Raw genomic sequence first — 20,400 nt, forward strand, 5'->3', positions numbered from 1 at the left:
GCTGCTTTATCAAACGCGTTCGCGACGCTTTGGCGTCAGCGGGACAGGATGTCTAGCGTTTCGCCTTCTTGCGCTGGCCGGCCTTGCCCTTGGGGCGCGACAGGCGGACGACCTTGCGGGCGTTCTCTTCCGCCGTGGTGCGCACGGTCGGGATGGAGCGCGGCGCCAGGCCGTAGAGCGAGGCCATCGGGGCGTCCTCGACCGCGGCGAGATCGTGCTCGCCATAGCCGTTGAAGCCGGTCGACATGGCCACGCCATAGGCGCCCAGCATGCCGATCTCGATATAGTCGCCTTCGCGGATATCGGCCGGCAGCCAGAACGGACCCGGCATATGGTCGATCGAGTCGCAGGTCGGGCCGTAGAACTGGAACGGCTTGAGCTCCGACGCGGACTCGCCGTCCCGGACCAGCTTGGTCGGGAAGGGCCAGCGCGAGTGGGTGGCGTCGAACAGCGAGCCGTAGGAGCCGTCGTTCAGATACAGGGCGTCGCCCTTGCGCAGCTCGACCTTGCACAGGATCGACGAGCTTTCGGCGACCAGGGCCCGGCCGGGCTCGCACCACAGCTCGGTCGTTTCCGACACGGGCATTTCGTTGAAGCCGCGGTGGATGGCGTCGGCGTATTCGCTCATGTCCGGCGGGACCATGCCCGGATAGACCGAGGGGAAGCCGCCGCCGACGTCCACGACATCGACGATGACGCCGGCGCGCGAGATCGCACGGCCGACCTGGGACATGGCCGCCTGATAGGCGGTCGGGCGCATGCACTGCGAACCGACGTGGAACGACACCCCCATCAGGCCGTCGACCACCGCCCGGCGCACGGCCAGCAGCAGGGGCGGCGCCTGGTCGACGGAGACGCCGAACTTGCCCGACAGGGTGTAGGCCGCGCCCTCGGCCGAGACGGCCATGCGCACGATCAGGTTCAGATCGGTGGCGCCGGCGGTCGAGTCGAGGATCTTCTGCAGCTCGTCCATGCAGTCGAGCGAGAAGGTGCGGACTCCATGGTCGAAGTACGCCTTTGTGATCGCCGACCGGCTCTTGACCGGATGCATGAAGGCCAGACGCGCGTCGGGGGCGACCGAACGCACCAGCTCGATCTCGGCGAGCGAGGCGACGTCGAACGAGTTCACGCCGGATTCGACGAGAGCTTCGATGACCCAGCGCGAAGGGTTGGCCTTCACCGCATAGAAGACGTCAGCGTTCAGATTGTCCTGGAACCAGCGCGCCGCTACGGAAACCGTCGCCGGCCGCACGAGTGCGACAGGACGTTCGGGGGACCGCTCGCGGACCAGGTCCAGGGGGAAATGATACGTGCGCAATTCACGTAAACCCCTGTAATTGTTAAACCCAGACCGGCGTTAGCAGCGCAACGTTAGACCTACGGGGTCCGCCGGAGAGGGCGATGTAGGGTCACGGGACTGTCATGTAAAGAGGTTTTTTCTAGGCGGGGCCTGACCAGAGGCCGGTTTGATCCGCCTGCGGAAGGTCTCGGGATTTCAAAGACAAGCCGGAGACGTCCCCCGGGGCCCGGCGCGGCTGTCGCCCATTGTCCACAGCACTGGACGCCGCATCCGCCCGCATGGCATTAAGACTTGCCGAAACGCCCCTCTCGCGTCATTCGGCGCCCCCGTTTCAGCCGCACCAGCGAGCCCGATGAGTTCCACTTCCCCAGCCGTCGCATCCGTTCGTGATGTGTCGAAGACCTACGGCGCCCGCAAGGCGCTCGACGGCGTGTCGGTGGAGGTCGCCGCCGGAGAGATGGTGGCCCTGATCGGACCGTCCGGCTCCGGCAAGTCCACCCTGCTGCGCTCCATCACCGGCATGCACCCCATCGACCCCGGCAAGGGGACGATCCAGGTGTTCGGCGAGACGGTGCAGAAGAACGGCCGCACCACCGGCCAGATCCGGGCCGCCCGCGCCAAACTCGGCATGATCTTCCAGCAGTTCAACCTGGTCGGCCGGCTGTCGCTGTTCTCCAACGTCATGCTCGGCGCGCTCGGCCGCCTGCCCGGCTGGCGCGGCATCCTCGGCGCCTGGCCCAGGGCGGACAAGGACAAGGCCATGGCCGCCCTGCACCGCGTCGGCGTCGCCGACTATGCGGCCCAGCGCGCCAACACCCTTTCGGGCGGCCAGCAGCAGCGCGGCGCCATCGCCCGCGCCATCGTCCAGGGCGCACAAGCCGTCCTCGCCGACGAGCCCGTCGCCTCGCTCGACCCCGTTTCGGCCCGCAAGGTCATGGAACTGCTGGTCGAACTGAACAAGCGCGACGGTCTGGGCGTCATCGTCACCCTGCACCAGGTCGACTACGCCATCCGCTACTGCGAGCGCGTCATCGCGCTGAAGGCTGGCAAGATCGTCTATGACGGTCCCTCGACCAGCCTGGACACCAAGACCCTTATCGACATCTACGGTCCCGAGTTCGAGGACGCGTTCTGGGAAGCCAAGGCATGAGCCGCACCCTCCTTACCCGCCGCCTGCTCGGCCTCGCGGCCGTCGCTGCTGTCGCGCTCGGCGTCGCCTCCTGCGGAGGCGGCGAGAAGAAGGCCGCCGGCGCCATGCCGACCGAGATCACCTTCTCCATCCTGTCCGCCGAGGGCCAGGCCTCGGCCGGCCCGCTGTGGCAGCCGCTGCTGGACGACATGTCCAAGGCGACCGGCGTCACGGTCAAACCCTTCTTCGGCTCCAACTACACCGTCCTGGTCGAGGCCATGCGCGGCGAACAGACCCAGGTCGGCTGGTTCTCGGCCAAGCCCGCGCTCGAGGCCGTCGATCGCGCCAACGCCGAGGTCATCGCCCGCACCGTCAACAAGGAAGGTCTGGACAGCTACCAGGCCACGCTGATCGCCCGGAAGGACTCCGGGATCACCCTCGACATGGTCCTGGCCTGCGGCAAGAAGTACAATTTCGGCATCGGCGACGCCCAGTCGACCTCGGGCACCCTGGCCCCCATGTCCTTCCTGTTCAATCCGCGCGGCATCGTCCCGGCCAACTGCTTCAAGACCGTGCGTTCGGCCAACCACCAGTCGAACGCGCTCGGCGTCGCCTCGGGCGTGCTCGACGTGGCGACCTCGAACAGCGTCAACACCGTCTTCATGAACCGCGAGAATCCGGTCATGGCCGCCCAGATCCATGACATCTGGCAGTCCCCGCCGATCCCGGAATCGGGCATCGTGGTGTCCGAGAGCCTGCCGCCGGCCCTGAAGGAAAAGATCCGCGCCTTCTTCCTGTCCTACGGCAAGGGCACGGGCGTCGAGGCCGACCGCCAGCGCCAGGTGCTGTCCGCGCTGGAGTATTCGGAGTTCCGCGCCGCCGATGACGGCTATCTGGACCCGATCCGCCTGATGGTCGCCGACCAGAAGCTGACCGACGCCAGGGCCAAGGGCGACGCCGCCGGCGTCACCGCCGCCGAGGCCGAACTGCAACGCCTGCGCGCCCGCGCCGAGGTCCAGCCTTGACCGCCGCCCCCCTCGATACCGCCGTCATTCCCAAGGCCCCGTCCAAGTCCCTCGGGGCCATGCTGCTGGACCTGTTGATCTGGGGCGGCGTCGCCGTGGTCCTGGCCTACAGCGTCAAGGCCGTCGACCTGGGCAACATCACCAAGCTTTTCGAAGCCAATGAGCACACCGGCCAGTTCGCGGCCGAACTGCTCAAGCCCGACTTCGCCGACTGGAAAATCTATGTCGCCAAGATGTGGGAGACGATCCAGATCGCGCTCTGGGGCACCTTCCTGGCCATTTTCGCGGCCATCCCGCTGGGCCTCGCGGCCGCCCGCAACATCGCCCCGATCTGGGTGGTGACGCCGGTGCGCTGGGTGATGAACCTGTTGCGTTCGATCCCGGATCTGGTCATCGGCCTGCTGTTCGTGGTCGCCGTGGGCCTGGGGCCGCTGCCGGGCGTTCTCGCCATCGCCCTGAACACGGCCGGCGTCCTGGCCAAGCTGTTCTCCGAAGCCGTCGAGTCGATCGACAAGGGCCCCGTCGAGGGCGTGCGCGCTACGGGCGCCTCGCCCCTGCACGAGATCTTCTGGGGCGTCATTCCCCAGGTCGCCCCCCTTTGGACCTCCTTCGCCCTCTACCGCTTCGAGTCCAACAGCCGCTCGGCGACCGTGCTCGGCCTGATCGGCGCGGGCGGCATCGGCCAGGTTCTGTTCGACCGGATGAACGCCTTCGATTTCCGGTCAGTGTCGGCCGTGGTGATCATCATCATCGTCGCCGTGACCCTGATCGACATGCTGTCGCAGACGATGCGCAAGCGCCTGCTCTGACAGGACAAAACGCCTCGCCGGAACGGTAGCCGTACCGTCACAAAAGCCTGCTCTAAGCACGGGCGGAAACGTCCGTTCGGAGAGCGTCTGATGACCCGCAAGCAATTGGCCGCCTCGGCCGCCCTGATGGCTGTGACCGTCGTCGCGGTCGCCGCTTGCGGCCAGGGCGGCGGTGGCGCCCCCCAGGCCCAGCGCGCGGGCATCTGGGCCGCCGGCTCCTCGACCGTCTTCCCCTTCGCCACCCGCGTCGCCGAGAATTTCGGGCGCAACAATCCCGGCGGCGCGGCGCCGCGGGTCGAATCGCTGGGCACCGGCGGCGGCATCCAGGCCTTCTGTCAGGGCGTCGGCCCCTCGACCCCCGACATCGCCAACGCCTCGCGTCCGCTCAAGAAGTCGGAATACGAGCTGTGCCAGAAGAACGGCGTCACCGAGATCATCGAGATCAAGATCGGCTATGACGGCATCGTCATCGCCACGGCCCGCAACGGCAACGGCTTCAACTTCGAACTGAACGACCTCTATGAGGGTCTGGCCAAGCAAGTCCCCGGCGCCGGCGGCGCCTTCGTGGCCAACCCGACGACGACCTGGAACCAGGTCAATCCGGGCCTGCCGAACCAGCGCATCATGGTCTACGGCCCGCCGCCGACCTCGGGCACCCGCGACGCCTTCCTGGAGCTGGGCATGGCCCCGGGCGGCGGCCTGATCCCCGCCGTCGCCGCCTTCAAGGACGACAAGACCAAGTTCGAGACCCTGACCCACACCCTGCGTGAGGACGGCGCCTGGATCGACGCCGGCGAGAACGACAACGCCATCGTCCAGACCCTGACCCGCACCCCGGGCTCGCTGGGCGTGTTCGGCTTCTCCTTCCTGGAACAGAACCTCGACACGGTGAAGGCCGAGACCATCGACGGTATCGCCCCGACCGCCGAGACCATCGCCGACGGCACCTATCCGCTGGCCCGCAGCCTCTACATCTACGTCAAGAAGGCCCACATCGGGGTGACCCCCGGCCTGCAGCAGTTCCTGTCCGAGTTCATGTCCGACGCCGCGACCGGCAAGGGCGGCTATCTGCAGGATCGGGGTCTGGTGCCGCTGCCGGAAGACCAGCTTCAGGCCCAGCGCGCCATCGCCGCCAGCCTGACGCCGATGGCGGCCCCGACGAAATAGGGAAACCGCCTCAGGCCGCGGCCAGGGCTCCAGAGCGCGCGGCGTCTACGTCGTTGTCTTCCAGCACCCGGGCCATGGCGCGCATCAGCTCGTCCATCTGGATTGGCTTGCCGACAACGGCGTCCATGCCGATGCTGCGGTAGTCCTCGATCTGATGGGTCATGACATTGGCGGTCAGGGCGATGATCGGGGTGTGGTCGCGGCCTTCGGCGAACTCCTCGGCGCGGATGGCGGCCGTGGCGCCCGGCCCGTCCATGACCGGCATCTGCACATCCATCAGGATCAGGTCCCACTGGCCCTCGCGCCAGGCCTCGACGGCCAGGGCGCCATTCTCGACGATGGTCGGCACGATTCCGGCCTGGGCCAGGAGCACCGTCAGCACCTGACGATTGACCGGGTGGTCCTCGGCGGCGAGCACCCGCAAGGCCCTGCCCTCTTCCTCGGCATGCACGACAGACACGACCGCCACGGCCTCATCCTCGCCGCCCAGCCATTCCAGCGGCAGGCGGGTGACGAAACGCAGGCCGTGCGGTTCGACCGCCTCGGCCTGGATGGATCCGCCCATCAGCCCGGTCAGTTCGCTGCAGATCGACAGGCCCAGGCCCGTGCCCCCGAACCGGCGGGTGGTCGAGACGTCGGCCTGTTCGAACTTCAGGAACAGCCGGCCCATCTGCTCCGGCGTGCAGCCGGGGCCGGTGTCCTCGACGACCAGCACCAGTTCGCCGTCCTCACGCCGCGCGGCGACGGTGATGCAACCTTCGTCGGTGAACTTCACCGCATTGGAAACCAGATTGGCCAGCACCTGCCGCAGCCGCAGGGCGTCGCCCATGTAGCGGCCCGCCGCCGAAGGCTCGACCGTGGAGTTGAAGACCAGACCCTTGGACACAGCGATGGCCTCGAAACTGGCCTCGGCCTGACGGATCGTCGCCTCCAGATCGAAGGGGCGGTTTTCCAGCTCGACCTTGCCGGCCTCGACCTTGGCCAGATCCAGCACGTCATTGACGATGGCCAGCAGGGCCTGGCCCGACTGGGTTACGACCTCCAGCCGCTCACGCTGGCTGCCCGAAAGCGTGTCGGCCGACATGGCCTGGGCCATGCCCAGCACGCCGTTCAGGGGGGTGCGGATCTCGTGGCTCATGACCGTGAGGAATTCGCTCTTGGCCTTGTTGGCCTCGATGGCCTCGGCCTTGGCGCGGCGCACCTCGAGCATCGTGGAGGCCAACTGCCGCCAGGTCATCAGACTGGCCACGACCAGCATCATAATGGCGACAAAGACCTGGAAGGATTCCAGCAGGGGCGCGCCCCGCAACGCCATGGCGACCGGGAGGACCAGGGCGAAGGCCAGGTGCGGCGCCACCGAGGCCAGAACCAGAGGCCGCGAGGTGGTTGAAATCATGATGGCGTTCAGAATCGATCCACCGAACAGCATGGCCGAACAGGAGATGGCCACGCCCGACCCGCTCTGCAGCTCGGCCAGGCCGATGGTGGCGAAGGCCAGGTTGTTGATCAGGATCATGCCGACGCTGGCGCGCGCCCAGTCCAGCCGGCTCAGCCGCGTCACCCAGGCGCCGCGGGGGCCGAAGTCGTATTCGATCCACTGCAGGGCGCAGTAGACGCCGAACCAGCCGAAGGCGAAGCCCGCGCCGGTGAAGGAATGGAAGACCAGGGCGATCAGGGCCGCGATGATCACGCGCAGGCGCCACTGCTGTGAGCGCGCCTCCATCGCTGCCGTGATGTCGTCGGTCCAGTCGGACGTCATGAGCGTATTTCCCCGCGGGGAACTACACTCCAGTTTGGTTCACAGAGTGTAAACTCGATGAACCGCGTTCGGCTATTTTCTGTGAGAAAACTCAGACTTCTGGCGACGCTTCGCAACGATGGGTGCGACGTCGGTCAGGCGCCAGAGCGACAGATAGTGATCCCCCATCACCGGCGGAGGCAGATTGTAGGGCGGGGCGCACAAATCGAGGAGCCGGGACGCTCCTGGAGCGAACAGATCCAGATCCTTGTTCTCGAAGCCGGGGTTTGAGGTGACCAGCAGCCACTTCGAGCCCGATGCGGTCATGTTCGACAGGGTCGCCCACACGTCCTTTTCGCGCTGGTGATTGATCAGGTCCTTGCAGAAGATCAGGTCAGCGGATGCCGGCTTCTGGCGCGTGATGTCCAGAAGCTCGAAACGCACACCGGGCCAGAGCCTGCGGTTACGGGCGATCAGCTCGGGCACGATGTCGTATCCGACGTAGTCGACCTCGGGATGCGCCGTGAGCCAGTCGTCGATCCAGTTGAAATCGCCGCACGGAATATCGGCGACCGACCGGATCGGGAAGCGCGCGGAGACCTCGTCCAGAACGGCGAGGGCATGGCTCACACTCGGCGAACCTCGATCGGAGCCCGGCCCCGAAGCCGAGCCCCCGACATCCCAGAACCGGTTCGTATAGACCAGGCCGAAGCGGTGGGCGTTCGAGCGACGCCAATCGGGCCGGCGCGCTCGGGCCAGCGCCCTGCGCATCCGGGCGAAGAGGTCCCGCCGATTGCCCGGAGCTACCGTCACGCCGCCGCGCGTCTGCGCACCCGCGCGATACGCCGCAGACGCCGCCAGAAGCGGCCGCGCTCGGGATCGGGATAGGGTTCGAGGTTCTCGACGAACTGCTCGGCCGAGGCGCGCCAGCTGAATTTCTCGGCATAGGCGCGCACCGCCGTGCGATCGCAGTCCAGCGCCTTGAGGCAGGCGGTCTTGAGGTCTTCGTCGATGGCGCCGGCGTTGGAGCCCGGAATGATGTCGATGGGGCCGTGGGCCGGATAGGCCGCGACCGGGGTCCCCGCCGCCATGGCCTCCAGGATCACCAGGCCGAAGGTGTCGGTCCAGCTGGGGAAGACGAAGACGTCGGCGTCGCGGAAGCAGCGGGCCAGCTCCTGACCGAAGCGGGCGCCGAGGAATTTGGCATTGGGATAGCGTTCTTCCAGATCGGCGCGGGCCGGACCGTCGCCGACGACGATCTTGGTGCCGGGCAGGTCGGTTTCGAGGAAGGCCTCGATGTTCTTCTCGACGGCGACGCGGCCGACGTTCAGCCAGAATGGCCGCGGCCAGTCCTTGCCACCCAGCTCGTCGAAGATGCGTTCGAGATCGGGGTTGAACTGTTCGGTGTCGACGCCCCGCGTCCAGGGCGAGACGTTCTTGAAGCCGTGCGCCTGCAGCTCATCGCGCAGGGTCGGGGTGGCGACCATCAGCCGGCCCGACGGCTTGTGGAACCACTTCATATAGGCATAGCCGACCTGGACCGGGATCGGGAAACGGGCCGAGACATATTCGGGGAATTTGGTGTGATAGCTGGTCGTGAAGGGCAGCTTCCACTCCACGCAAATGCGCCGCATGGCGATGCCGATAGGGCCTTCGGTGGCGATGTGCACCGCCTCGGGTTCGAAGGCGCGCAGGCGCTCGCGGATCTCTTCTTCCGCGCCCAGCGCCAGCCGGATTTCCGGATAGGTCGGGCAGGGAATGGTCTTGAACTGGCTGGGCTCGATGACCTCGACCTCATGGCCCATGGCGCGGCATTCCGCGACCGTACGGGTCAGGGTGCGGACGACGCCGTTGACCTGGGGCTCCCAGGCGTCGGTGGCCAGAACGATACGCATGTGGGCCGAGTGGCTCCCGCCGTTGTCGAGCAGGAAGCCATAGCGGGTCACGGCGACGATTGCGAGACGCGTTTAGAGCGGAAGCGCCGTCGTGGATTTCACCTCTTCGAGAACGGCGTATGTGCGGGTTTCGCGCACCCCCGGCATCCGCGTCAGCACGTCGCCGAGGAAGGCGCGATAGGCGTCCATGTCCCCGACCCGGGCCTTGATCAGATAGTCGAAGCCGCCGGCGACCATATGGCACTCCAGCACCTCGGGCTGGCGGCGCACCATTTCGGCGAAGGCCTCGAACTGGTCGCCCGTGGTGCGGTCCAGCAGGACCTCGACGAAGATCATCAGGCCGCGCCCGACCTTGGCCGGGTCGATCAGGGCCGCATAGCCGGTAATGACGCCGCGCTCGCGCAGCCGCCGGACGCGTTCGAAACAGGCCGCGGGCGACAGATTGCACCGCCGGGCCAGTTCCGCGTTGGACATGCGACCGTCCTCCTGCAGGGCCTTGAGCAGGCGACGGTCGACGGGGTCGAGATTTTCAACGGCCAAGAGCGTGTTTTTCCGAAGGATCATCGGCTCGTGCGCCGATCATACGATGCACATTCGGTCAGGCCCGCCATATACGCAAGACAGACGGGCCGGAAGGCCGAGAGGACGCCGCATGACCACGCCCGCCCCCTTCAACGCCTCCGCCTATGCCCACTGGGACACGCTGGACCACGGCAAGTTCGCCGACGAGCGGGAGGCTGTCGCCGCCAACCTGGCCCGCATTCCGCTGGACGCCGCCGGACGCCGCGCCGTCGTCGATGAGGCCACGGCGCTCGTTGAACACGCCCGCCAGAGCCAGAAGAAGCAGGGTGTCGTCGAAAGCTTCCTGCAGGAGTTCTCGCTGGGCACGCGCGAGGGGCTGGCCCTGATGTGTCTGGCCGAGGCCCTGCTGCGCACCCCCGACGAGGACACCCGCGACCGGCTGATCGCCGAGAAGATCGGTTCGGCCGACTGGGCCTCGCACCTCGGCCAGTCCGACAGCCTGTTCGTCAACGCCTCGACCTGGGGCCTGATGCTGACCGGCAAGCTGGTCGACGCCGACGAGGAGGCCAAGACCGACCTGCCCGGCTTCCTCAAGCGTGTCGCAGGCCGTCTGGGCGAGCCGGTCATTCGTCAGTCCGTCGCCGCCGCCGTGCGCATCATGGGCGAGCAGTTCGTGGTCGGCCGCACCATCGAGGCGGCGCTGAAGCGGTCGAACAAGGAGGGCTGGCTCTGCTCGTTCGACATGCTGGGCGAGGGCGCCCGCACCGCCGCCGACGCCGAACGCTATGAGCGCATCTACGCCGACGCCATCACCGCCGTCGGCAAGACGGCCAAGGGTCAGGGGCCCGAGGTCGGGCACGGCGTCTCGGTCAAGCTGTCGGCCCTGTCGCCCCGCTATGAGGCGACGCATGAGGACCGCGTCTGGACCGAACTCTATCCGCGCATCCTGCGACTGGCGAAGATCGCGGCCCAATACGACATCAACTTCACCATGGACGCGGAAGAGGCCGACCGTCTGGCCCTGTCGCTGAAGCTGCTGGACCGGCTGGCCAATGAGCCGGAGCTGGGGTCATGGACCGGCCTCGGCCTCGCCGTTCAAGCCTATCAAAAGCGCGGCCCCGAGGCGATCGCCCGCATCGCCGACCTCGCGAAGAGGTCCGGCCGCCGCCTGATGGTGCGTCTGGTCAAGGGCGCCTACTGGGACACCGAGATCAAGCGCGCCCAGGTCTTCGGCCGCACCGACTATCCGGTCTTCACAACCAAGGCCGCGACTGACCTGAACTATCTGGTCTGCGCCCGCGCCATGATCGACGCGGCCCCTCACCTCTATTCCCAGTTCGCGACCCACAACGCCCACTCGCTGGCCGCCGTCCACCGGATGGCGACGGCGAGCGAGGTCAAGATCGAGTTCCAGCGCCTGCACGGCATGGGCGAGGCTCTCTATGACGCCGCGACCGACCTGTTCGGCGCCGTCACCGTGCGCGCCTACGCCCCCGTCGGCGGGCATGAGGACCTGCTGCCCTATCTGGTGCGCCGCCTGCTCGAGAACGGCGCCAACTCCTCCTTCGTCCACGCCCTGCTGGACGAACGGGTGCCTGCCTCCGCCGTCGCCGCCGACCCCGTCACCTCGGTCGAACAACACCCCGACCGCCACGCCAAGATCCCCACGCCCCAGGAGATGTACATGGACCGCCAGAACTCCCTCGGGCGCGACTATTCGCAGGCCGTTGTCCGCGAACAGCACGCCGCCGCCCTCGAAAAGGTGGATAGCGAAAAGCTGACCTCCGGCCCGCTGATCGGCGGCAAGCTGAAGGCCGGGGTCAACCCGACCGACGTCACCAATCCCTTCGACCGGTCGCAGGTCCTGGGCCATGTGTCCGAAGCCTCCGAGGCCGACATCGACACGGCCGCCGACCTCGCCGCCCGCGCCCAGATCGGCTGGGACCGTCAGGGCGGTGCCAAGCGCGCCATCGTCCTGCGCGCCATGGCCGACGCGCTGGAGGCGGACATGGACCGGCTCGTCGCCCTGCTCTCGCGTGAAGCCGGCAAGACGCTGAACGACGGCGTCGCCGAGGTGCGCGAGGCCGCCGACTTCCTGCGCTACTACGCGATGCTGGCCGAGCGCGATTTCGGCGGCGCCGAGACCCTGAAGGGTCCGGTCGGCGAGGTGAACCAGCTGATCCTGCACGGCCGCGGCGTCTTCGCCTGCATCAGCCCGTGGAACTTCCCGCTGGCCATCTTCACCGGTCAGGTCGCGGCCGCCCTGGCCGCCGGCAACGCTGTTCTGGCCAAGCCCGCGGAACAGACGCCCCTGATCGCCGCCGAGGCCGTGCGCCTCTATCACAAGGCCGGCCTGAACCCCGACCTGCTGGCCCTCGTTCCGGGCCGTGGCGAGACGGTGGGCGCCAAGCTCGTTTCGCACCCCGGCATCGACGGCGTCGCCTTCACCGGCGGCACCGATACGGCCTCGGCCATCAACCGGTCGCTGGCGGCCCGGCCCGGCGCCATCATCCCCTTCATCGCCGAGACCGGCGGCCTGAACGCCATGTTCGTGGACACCACCGCCCTGCGCGAACAGGTCATCGACGACGTCATCCTGTCTGCCTTCGGCAGCGCGGGCCAGCGCTGCTCGGCCCTGCGCATCCTCTATGCGCCGAAGGATTCGGCCGACAGCCTGATCGAGGGGCTGAAGGGCGCGCTGGCCGCCCAGGTCGTCGCCGACCCGACCGACCCGGCCACCGACATCGGCCCGGTCATCGACGCCGAGAGCCACAAGGCGCTGGAAGCCCATGTCGAGCGGCTCTCGAAAGAGGCGAAGATCATTGCCCGCGCCGCCCTGCCCGAAGGCGCGAGCAAGGGCGATCTTTTCGCCCCGACCATCGCCGAGATCCCGACCGCCGACTTCCTCGAACGCGAGGTCTTTGGCCCGGTGCTGCACGTCTATCGCTATGACCCGAAGGACCTGAAGACCGTCGCCGGCAAGCTGGCCGCGCGCGGCTATGGCCTGACGCTGGGCGTACACTCGCGCATCGAGGCCTTCGCCGAGGAGGTCGTGCGTCTGGTCCCGGCCGGCAATGTCTACATCAACCGCTCAATCACCGGCGCGGTCGTCGGCGTCCAGCCGTTCGGCGGCGAAGGCCTGTCCGGCACCGGCCCCAAGGCCGGCGGCCCCAACAGCCTGATCCGCTTCGCCTCAGAGAAGGCGATCTCGAACAACATCTCGGCGCAGGGTGGGGATCCGGCGCTGTTGAATCTGTAGGGCACGCGTTTCTCCTCCCCGCGCGAAGCGTGGGGAGGATATTGCCCGCCTCCCCTCACCGGCCTAGCCTCGCCGCATGACCTATCCCGTCAGACACACCGGCGGCTGCCTTTGCGGGGCGCTGCGTTATGAGGCGGAGGGCGAGCCCCTTTATGCCGGCTATTGCTTCTGCACCGATTGCAGGAAGGCCTCGGGGTCGGGCTTCATTCCGTTTCTGGGGCTGGCGGCGGCAGGGGTGCGGCTGATCGGGCCGGTGCAGTCCCACACCTCGACCGGCGCCCACGGCGGTCCGGCGACGCGCAACATGTGCCCGACCTGCGGCGGTCTGGTCTTCGGCGGAGAGGTGGGGGTCAGCGACAGCTACACCGTCTACGCCGGGTCTCTGGATGACCCTTCGAGCTTCAAGCCGACAGTCGCCATCTTCAACGCCCGCCGCCCCGCCTGGGTCCCCCTGCCCGAGGGGCTGGAGGTGCATCAGGGCAATCCGTTCCGGGGCGTGGAGCTGTAATCAGCCCTTCGGCCAGCCGCCCGCACGGCTGAGGGCGCTGGGCGCCGGGCGGCCGATCTTCTCGCCGATCCATTTCGCCGTCTCGATCAGGGCGTCGAGGTCATAGCCGGTCGAATAGCCGGCTCGCTCCAACATATAGACGAGGTCCTCGGTGGCGATATTGCCCGTGGCCCCCGGCGCGAACGGACAGCCGCCGATGCCGCCGACCGAGGCGTCGAGGATGTCGATCCCGGCCTCGACGCCCGCATAGGCGTTCGCCAACCCGGTGTTCCTCGTATCGTGGAAATGCAGGCGCAGGGTCGCCTCGGGCGCCGCGCGCCGGGCCGCCTCGACCTTGCGGGTCACGCTCCACGGATCGCCGACGCCGATGGTGTCGGCCAAGGCGATTTCGTCGACGCCGAGCGCGGCGATCTTTCCGACCAGATCCTCGACCTGTCCCACCGAGACCTCGCCGTCGAACGGGCAACCCCAGACGCAGCTGAGGGTGGCCGACAGGGACGGCGTAGCGCCCGGCTCTCCTTCCGCGTTGGCGCGGCCGGCGATGATGCCAGCCAGCATCTCGACCTGCTGAACCACCGACAGGCCCTGGTTCTTCAAGCCGAAGCCGTCCGTGACACTCATGGCCACATTGACCTCGTCCACCGCCGTGCCCAGCGCCCGGTCATAGCCCTTGCCGTTGAGCACCAGACCGATGCGGCTGCGGCCCGCCGCTTTCGGCAGCTCGGCCATGACCTCTTCGGCGCCGGCCATCTGGGGCACGTATTTGGGATGAACGAAGCTGACGGCCTCGATCCGCTTCGCGCCCGCCGCCTCCAGCCGGCGCACCAATTCGACGCGGACGGCAGGTTCGAGGATGGCCTTTTCGTTCTGCAGCCCGTCGCGAGGCCCGACCTCGACGATCTCGATGGCCCGTTTTCCGGAAAGACTCATTGATCGTCACCCTCGACCGCCGCACCGGTTCCGGGAACGCTGGGGGCGGCGGGTGCTCCGGTCGGGGCATAGACGGTCAGGACGACCTCGTCGCCACCGGCGTAGTTGTAGCCGCGCACCGTGCCGACGGCGCGGCCGCCCGCGCCCGACGCAGCCACGGCCTGACGGAAAGCCTCGGCGTCATGGGCCTCGACGATGGCCGGGCGGCCCTCGGCCAGGGCCCTGGCGGCGCCCGCGGCGTCGGTCAGCTGGGTGTCCCGGCCGGTCAGGAAGACGAAGCTGGGCTCATGGAAGCTGGTGATCGCCACCGGCCCGGGGATCAGGCCCTGGTTCGGGGCGATGCCCGCCTTCTCCATGGTCTCCACCAGGAGGGGCGCGACCGACAGGGGCCGCAACTGACGCAGGGTTCCGGCCAGGGCGGCATGGCCGACCACCCCGAAGGCGATGGAGACCAGAAGGGCCGAGACCGCCGCCCGGTTCAGCAGGATGAAGGCCCCGCCCACCCCGGCCACCGCCGTGCACAGGATGGTGATGGCCGCCCAGGTCTGGGCCGTGGAAGTCCCCCACTGGGTCAGGCCGTAGACGGTGATCGCGCAGATCACGGCGGCGGCGAAGACGGTCAGGCCCGCGCCGACGCGGCGGCTGATCGTGCCGATCGGCTGGGTCAGGGCGGCGGCCATCAGAAGCGCGATCGCCCCGAAGGTCGGCAGGGTGTAGTGGGGCAGTTTGGTCGGGGCCAGCTCGAAGATCAGCCAGGCCGGGACCAGCCAGCAGACCATGAACCGCACCGCCGGCTCGGCCCGACGCCGCCAGCCGGTCGACAGGGCCGCGGGCCACAGCAGGGTCGCCGGGAACAGCAGCATCGGGGACAGCACCATATAGAGGCCGGGGAAGCCGCCGTGGCTCTCGGCCGCACCGGTGATCTTGCCGCCGAGATCATGGCCCACGGCCTCGCGCCAGAAGCCGCCGTCGGTGGCGATGGTGATGGCGATGGCCCAGGGCCCGACCAGCAGGGCCACCATCGGCAGGCCCCAGCCCCAGCCGAGCCGCTTCATCCATTTGATGTCGCGGTCCCAGACCGACAGGGCGATCATGGCCGGGACGACCACGATCAGGCCGATCGGCCCCTTGATCAGGATCGACAGCCCCAGCCCGAACCAGAACAGGAATTTGTGGGGTCTTCGCGGAATCTCCCCCGCCCGGGTGGCCAGATAGATTCGCGCCAGGCCGCACATGGCCACGGTGACGCAGGCGCACAGCATGGCGTCGGTCTTGGCCATGCCTGCCTCGGTGGACAGCAAAATCGTGGTCCCGAGAATGGCTCCGGCCAGGAAGCCCGCCCTCTGCCCGAACAGGGCCGCGCCCGCCCAGGCGACCGCGAAGGCCGCGATCATGGCCCCGAGCAGGGACGGCAGGCGGTAGGGGGCGATGTCGCGATTCTCGACCTTCGACGTCACGCCGACGGCGACCGCCTGCATCCAGTAGATGCCGACGGGCTTCTTCCAGCGCGGCTCGTCCTGATAGCGGATATCGACGATGTCGCCGCTCTCCAGCATCTGGGAGGTGGCCTGGGCATAGCGGCTCTCGTCGCGGTCCAGCGGCGGCAACAGCAACAGGCCGGGCAGGCCGGCGATCAGGGCCAGCAGGGCCGCCAGCACGGGTCCGCGCCAGCCGGCGATATGGCGATCCAGGTTCGGGCGCGTCATGCCGGTGTCGTAGCACGGGTTCGGGGGCCGGTGTCAGGCCCCCGAACGCGCTGAAATGTCACCCGACGACTGAAAGCCTGTTCAGTTCGGCGCGCCGGAGGTCATGCCGAGCTTGTAGCCGGCCACGCCCTCCACCGCCGGAGGCCGTGCGGTCGGGATCAGGGGCTGGGCGTTCTCCAGTCCGCGGCCGGTCACATTGTCCATGGCCAGCACCGGCCCGGAGAAGACGTTGACCCGCACATTCTCGATGGAGACGTTCTTCATATTGGCCAAGGTCATGCCGCGGCCGCTGGAGCCGGTGATATCCTTGAGCACGAAGCCGTCCAGCGGCTTGTCGGGATGGATCAGCACCGCCTCGACCAGGACGGGGACCTCGGTGACCTTGATCCGCTCAAAGGCGAAGTTCCTGACCGTCGGGATGCCGTCCGGCCCGCCGACCGGGAACTGGTCCTGTTTGCCGCTGTCGAGGATGTTCAGGCGCAGGAAGCCGTAGCCCGCGCCCGAAACGTCGAGGTCGCGCATGACGATGTCCTCGATGAAGGCGCCCCGGCCCGGCCGGGTCTTGATGTAGATGGCGAAGGTGCGGGCGGCCAGGCACTGGCAGCGCTCCACCAGGACGCGGCGCACCCCGCCGGACGTCTCGGACCCGATGCCGATGCAGGCCCAGTGCTTGTCGCGGAAGCTGCAGTCGAGAATGGTCACATCCTCGGTCGGCCGGGCGATAACATTGCCCTCCATGCCGCGCCCGGACTTGAGCGAGATACAGTCGTCGGTGGTGTCGAAGTCGCAGTGGTCGAACAGGACCCGGCGGCAGGAATCGACGTCCACGCCGTCGGCTCCGCCCTTCACCGTGACGCCCTTGAAGGTCAGGTCATCGCAATAGACCGGGTGGATCGACCACATGTCGTTCTGCTCGGTATAGACCTCGGTGACCAGGATGTTGTGGCAGTTGACCAGCTCGATCAGGGCCGGATGGCGCAGGCCCGAGGCGCGGTCAACCCGGCCCGGGATGGCGGTGTTGCCGAGGATTTTCCCCTTGCCCGCGATGGTGATGTTTCGGGCGTCCTGGGCCCAGACAAGGCCGATATAGCCGGGGATCCAGCGACCCTCCCAGCGCACCTGGGTGATCGGATAGTCGGCGACGTCGGGCGAGCCCAACAGGGTCGCCCCCTCCTCGAGCCGCAGCGTCGTATTGGAGCTGATGCGGATCGCGCCGACGACATAGGTCCCGGCCGGAACCACCACCTCCCCGCCGCCGAGGACCGCGCAGCGGTCAAGCACGGTCTGGACGGCGACCGTGTCCTTGGTAGTCCCGTCGCCCTTGGCCCCGAAATCACGCGGGTTCAGCCGGACTCCGTTGTCAGCCCAGTCCGAATGGGCCGGAAGCGCCGGCGGCGGGGTCAGGAGGCCGGTTCCGTTCTGGCCTTCCGAGGCCTGCGCCAAGGCGGGCGCGGCGGCCAAGGTAACCGGTGTCATTGTCGCGCAAAAAGCGCCGAGCCCGGCGGTCGTGATGAAGTGGCGACGATTCGCTTTCATGGTGGTTTCCTTCCCCGGAAAAACTGGTGTGGCCGTTTCTTGTTTCGGCCACCATGGCACAGGGCGGCGCCGACAAAAACCACCAGAATGTCGCTGCTCTCGCGCCCGGGCTCAGGCTCGGCTAAACAGCCGCGATGAGCGCAGACCAAATCCCCGACGTTTCCGTCGTCGTTCCCGTGCATGACGAGGCCGGAGCCGCCGGACAGCTGGCGAAGGACATCGCCGCCGCCTTCCAGGGCCGGTCGTACGAGATGATCTTCGTCGACGACGCCAGCCGGGACACGACCCTGGCCGAACTGCGCGCCCTGATGCCCGAAATGCCGACGCTGCGCGTGCTGGCCCATGCGACCAACGCCGGCCAGAGCCGCGCGGTGCGCACGGGGGTGCTGGCGGCGCGGGCCCCGATCGTGGTCACCCTGGACGGCGACGGCCAGAACCCGCCGCACGACGCCCCGCGTCTGGCCGACGCCCTGATGGCGGCCCCGGCCAATGTCGGACTGGTCGGCGGCGTGCGCGCCCGGCGTCAGGATTCAGGCGCCAAGCGTCAGGCCTCGATCTGGGCCAACCGCATCCGCCGCAAGCTCTTGGGCGACGACGCCGACGATACAGGCTGCGGGCTCAAGGCCTTCCGCCGCGACCTGTTCCTGCGCCTTCCCTATTTCGATCACATCCACCGCTATCTGCCGGCCTTGATGATCCGCGAGGGGTTCGAGAATCGCTATCTCGACGTCGACCACCGCCACCGCGAGACGGGGCAGTCGAAATACACCAACTGGGGTCGGCTCATGGCCTCCTTCTCGGATCTGCTGGGCGTGATGTGGCTGAAGACCCGCAGCCGCCAGCCGGGTCCCGTCAGCGAGTTCTGACCCCTTTGCTCGCCCCTCGGGCGAGCAGGCGTGGCGGTATGGAGCGTTCCGGGATATGTATCGTTAAGAAGCGCGGCCGTTAGAGCGGCCTTCGCTCGCGAGGACCGCTGTCATGCTGATCGCCCTGCCCCTGCTGCTGATCCCGGTGGTGCTCTACAACATCGTCATCCTGTTCAGCGCGACCGGCGGCGGCGGGCTGGCCGAGGCTGACGCCATTCTCCGCGATCCGCTGTTCTCGGTGCCGATGACCTCGGGGGCCAACTGGAACGTCGGCGTGGGCGACCTGATCCTGTTCCTGTCGCTGATCCTGCTGTTCTTCGAGCTGCTCAAATCGACCTCCAGCCAGAAGGTCGCCATCGTCAATCACGCCCTGTCGCTGATCGTCTTCGTGGTCTGCCTGGTCGAGTTCCTGCTGATCCGCGGCTTCGCGACCTCGACCTTCTTCCTGATCCTGACCATGGTCATGCTGGACGTGCTGGCCGGGTTCATCGTCACCATCATCGCGGCCCGCAAGGACCTGGATTTCGGCGGGGCCTGACTCTCAGCCCCCCAAGGCGATCAAGGCGCCCAGGGATCGCCGGTGATGGCCCGATCCGCATACGCTTCGTCCGGCACGTCCTAGAGCAGGGCGAACAGGGCGTCATCGTTCAGCCGCTGAAAGCGAAACTCGGTCGCGCCGGCCTGCCCGTCCGCGACGCTGTAGGTCACGCCTTTGGCATCGGCGACCCTTCGAACCTCGGCGACATAGTCCGGGAGGATCTGCAGGATCGGGGCGGACGATGTTTTCGCGGCCATGATGACGCTCCTGCGATCTGATCAGAGGGTCTCGACCGTCAGATTCCCGTTCGTATAGACGCAGATACTGGCGGCGATAGCCATCGACTTGCGCGCGATGGCCTCGGCGTCGAGGTCAGAATTCTCCAGCAGAGCAAGCGCCGCCGACAGGGCGTAGTTGCCGCCCGAGCCGACCGCCGCCACGCCGTGTTCGGGCTCCAGCACGTCGCCGACGCCGGTCACGGTGAAGATGGAGTGGGCGTCCGCCACCAGCAGCATAGCCTCCAGACGACGCAGATAGCGGTCGGTGCGCCAGTCCTTGGCCAGATCGACGCAGGCCCGGGCCAGTTGGTCCGGATACTGCTCCAGCTTGGCCTCCAGCCGCTCGATCAGGGTGAAGGCGTCGGCCGTGGCCCCGGCGAAGCCCGCCAGCACCTTGCCGCCCGCCAGGACCCGGACCTTGCGCGCCGCGCCCTTGACGATCGTCGGCCCCATGGAGACCTGACCGTCACCGGCGATGACGGTTTTGCCGTCCTTGCGGACCGCGAGAATGGTGGTGCCGTGCCAGCCGGGACCGGCGTTTTCGGACAAGTGCGCGTTGAAATCGTTCATGGACATCAGATGGCGTCGCAGAGCCCCGCCATCAAGCTTGGGCATAAGATTCTAACCTGAACGCTGTTCAGTCATATTTTCGACCAATGTCACCGGTATCAGTCAAGCTTGTAGTGCCGTAGCGTCCCCCGATAGCGTCTCCGCCGCGTTCCCCCGCGCGGCTCCCCCCGCACCCCAGACGAAAGGCCTCGCCGTGTTGCAGCGCGCGATCTATGTCAGTGACGCCGTCGGCACCGCCGGCAGCTCCATCCTGTCGATCGCCCAGATTCTGGGAGCCTCGGACATCAACAACCGTCGCGACGAATTGCGCGGCCTGCTGATTTTCCACCGCGGCCAGTTCATGCAGCTGATCGAGGGCCAGCGTACTGACCTGGACCGCCTGCTGACCCGGCTGCGGGCCGATCCACGCCATGAGAATATTCGCATGCTGGTCGATGAGAACGTTCTCGGCGATCCGGTCGGCGTCTATCCGATGGCCCGCGTCCCGGTCGACGGCAAGGTCGCGGCGATGATCGGCGACCGCCCGCTGGACTGCCTGTCCCTGCCCCAGGTCGAGAGCCTGTTCACGACCGCCGCCGAAACCCTCGATCTCGCGGCCTAAAGCCTGACAATCCTTGCGCCGAC

Annotated in this window: 19 protein-coding genes; 9 read left to right on the forward strand and 10 right to left on the reverse strand. The window is 67.7% G+C overall.

All coding sequences use genetic code 11. The annotated features are described in order from the left end of the window. Positions 1-52: 52 nt before the first annotated feature. The gene (locus tag AC07U0_RS04095; RefSeq protein ID WP_494718744.1) at positions 53-1,318 is read right to left on the reverse strand and encodes a type III PLP-dependent enzyme; all 1,266 of its coding nucleotides are present in this window, start codon (positions 1,316-1,318) and stop codon (positions 53-55) included. A gap of 334 nt (positions 1,319-1,652) precedes the next feature. Here AC07U0_RS04095 and phnC point away from each other — a divergent pair, with 334 nt between their 5' ends. The 4 genes from phnC to AC07U0_RS04115 all read left to right on the forward strand — a co-directional run bounded on the left by phnC (position 1,653) and on the right by AC07U0_RS04115 (position 5,430). Beyond that, positions 1,653-2,450: a phosphonate ABC transporter ATP-binding protein gene (gene phnC / locus AC07U0_RS04100; RefSeq protein WP_494718745.1), complete on the forward strand. Its 798-nt coding sequence runs from the start codon at positions 1,653-1,655 to the stop codon at positions 2,448-2,450. Next, the gene (phnD, locus tag AC07U0_RS04105) at positions 2,447-3,454 is read left to right on the forward strand and encodes a phosphate/phosphite/phosphonate ABC transporter substrate-binding protein (protein WP_494718746.1); all 1,008 of its coding nucleotides are present in this window, start codon (positions 2,447-2,449) and stop codon (positions 3,452-3,454) included. The genes phnC and phnD overlap by 4 nt, the downstream gene beginning before the upstream one ends. Then, positions 3,451-4,263: a phosphonate ABC transporter, permease protein PhnE gene (gene phnE, locus AC07U0_RS04110; protein WP_494718747.1), complete on the forward strand. Its 813-nt coding sequence runs from the start codon at positions 3,451-3,453 to the stop codon at positions 4,261-4,263. The genes phnD and phnE overlap by 4 nt, the downstream gene beginning before the upstream one ends. Positions 4,264-4,353: 90 nt before the next feature. Beyond that, positions 4,354-5,430 carry a substrate-binding domain-containing protein gene (locus tag AC07U0_RS04115; protein ID WP_494718748.1) on the forward strand — a complete coding sequence of 359 codons (1,077 nt, stop codon included), beginning with the start codon at positions 4,354-4,356 and terminating at the stop codon, positions 5,428-5,430. A 10-nt stretch (positions 5,431-5,440) separates the two neighbouring features. Here AC07U0_RS04115 and AC07U0_RS04120 read toward each other — a convergent pair whose 3' ends face one another. The 4 genes from AC07U0_RS04120 to AC07U0_RS04135 all read right to left on the reverse strand — a co-directional run bounded on the left by AC07U0_RS04120 (position 5,441) and on the right by AC07U0_RS04135 (position 9,627). Continuing rightward, the gene (locus AC07U0_RS04120) at positions 5,441-7,189 is read right to left on the reverse strand and encodes an ATP-binding protein (protein ID WP_494718749.1); all 1,749 of its coding nucleotides are present in this window, start codon (positions 7,187-7,189) and stop codon (positions 5,441-5,443) included. A 72-nt stretch (positions 7,190-7,261) separates the two neighbouring features. Further along, positions 7,262-7,939 carry a class I SAM-dependent methyltransferase gene (locus tag AC07U0_RS04125; RefSeq protein ID WP_494718750.1) on the reverse strand — a complete coding sequence of 226 codons (678 nt, stop codon included), beginning with the start codon at positions 7,937-7,939 and terminating at the stop codon, positions 7,262-7,264. 38 nt (positions 7,940-7,977) lie between these two features. Further along, positions 7,978-9,063: a glycosyltransferase family 4 protein gene (locus AC07U0_RS04130; protein ID WP_494719184.1), complete on the reverse strand. Its 1,086-nt coding sequence runs from the start codon at positions 9,061-9,063 to the stop codon at positions 7,978-7,980. A 72-nt stretch (positions 9,064-9,135) separates the two neighbouring features. Further along, the gene (locus tag AC07U0_RS04135; RefSeq protein WP_494718751.1) at positions 9,136-9,627 is read right to left on the reverse strand and encodes an Lrp/AsnC ligand binding domain-containing protein; all 492 of its coding nucleotides are present in this window, start codon (positions 9,625-9,627) and stop codon (positions 9,136-9,138) included. 88 nt (positions 9,628-9,715) lie between these two features. Between AC07U0_RS04135 and putA the strand changes: the two genes are divergently transcribed. Further along, entirely contained in the window at positions 9,716-12,844 is a 3,129-nt protein-coding gene (gene putA, locus AC07U0_RS04140; protein WP_494718752.1) for a bifunctional proline dehydrogenase/L-glutamate gamma-semialdehyde dehydrogenase PutA, read from the forward strand. Positions 12,845-12,920: 76 nt separating this feature from the next. After that, positions 12,921-13,352 (forward strand): GFA family protein, encoded by a 432-nt coding sequence (locus AC07U0_RS04145; protein WP_494718753.1) that lies wholly within the window; start codon positions 12,921-12,923, stop codon positions 13,350-13,352. On the opposite strand, the gene AC07U0_RS04150 is transcribed toward AC07U0_RS04145, so the two are convergent. The 3 genes from AC07U0_RS04150 to AC07U0_RS04160 form a co-directional block, all read right to left on the reverse strand. Further along, on the reverse strand, positions 13,353-14,282 hold the full coding sequence (locus tag AC07U0_RS04150) for a hydroxymethylglutaryl-CoA lyase (protein WP_494718754.1): 930 nt from the start codon (positions 14,280-14,282) through the stop codon (positions 13,353-13,355). Further along, positions 14,279-15,988 (reverse strand): ArnT family glycosyltransferase, encoded by a 1,710-nt coding sequence (locus tag AC07U0_RS04155; RefSeq protein ID WP_494718755.1) that lies wholly within the window; start codon positions 15,986-15,988, stop codon positions 14,279-14,281. Before AC07U0_RS04155 ends, AC07U0_RS04150 begins: the two co-directional genes overlap by 4 nt. 81 nt (positions 15,989-16,069) lie before the next feature. After that, complete coding sequence (locus AC07U0_RS04160; RefSeq protein WP_494718756.1) at positions 16,070-17,524, reverse strand: glycoside hydrolase family 28 protein; 1,455 nt, start codon at positions 17,522-17,524, stop codon at positions 16,070-16,072. 134 nt (positions 17,525-17,658) lie between these two features. On the opposite strand from AC07U0_RS04160, the gene AC07U0_RS04165 reads away from it, so the two are divergent. Together AC07U0_RS04165 and AC07U0_RS04170 are read left to right on the forward strand one after the other, a co-directional pair. After that, positions 17,659-18,390: a glycosyltransferase family 2 protein gene (locus AC07U0_RS04165; RefSeq protein WP_494718757.1), complete on the forward strand. Its 732-nt coding sequence runs from the start codon at positions 17,659-17,661 to the stop codon at positions 18,388-18,390. 112 nt (positions 18,391-18,502) lie between these two features. Next, positions 18,503-18,928, forward strand: coding sequence for a hypothetical protein (locus AC07U0_RS04170; RefSeq protein ID WP_494718758.1), 426 nt, complete (start codon positions 18,503-18,505; stop codon positions 18,926-18,928). Between the two features lie 80 nt (positions 18,929-19,008). On the opposite strand, the gene AC07U0_RS04175 is transcribed toward AC07U0_RS04170, so the two are convergent. Continuing rightward, positions 19,009-19,185 (reverse strand): hypothetical protein, encoded by a 177-nt coding sequence (locus tag AC07U0_RS04175; RefSeq protein ID WP_494718759.1) that lies wholly within the window; start codon positions 19,183-19,185, stop codon positions 19,009-19,011. A gap of 21 nt (positions 19,186-19,206) precedes the next feature. Continuing rightward, positions 19,207-19,776, reverse strand: coding sequence for an ATP-dependent protease subunit HslV (hslV, locus tag AC07U0_RS04180; protein ID WP_494718760.1), 570 nt, complete (start codon positions 19,774-19,776; stop codon positions 19,207-19,209). A 193-nt stretch (positions 19,777-19,969) separates the two neighbouring features. Between hslV and AC07U0_RS04185 the strand changes: the two genes are divergently transcribed. Beyond that, complete coding sequence (locus AC07U0_RS04185; RefSeq protein WP_494718761.1) at positions 19,970-20,377, forward strand: BLUF domain-containing protein; 408 nt, start codon at positions 19,970-19,972, stop codon at positions 20,375-20,377. Positions 20,378-20,400 lie beyond the last annotated feature (23 nt).

It is taken from the genome of Brevundimonas sp. GW821-FHT02A10 (genome assembly GCF_059422025.1).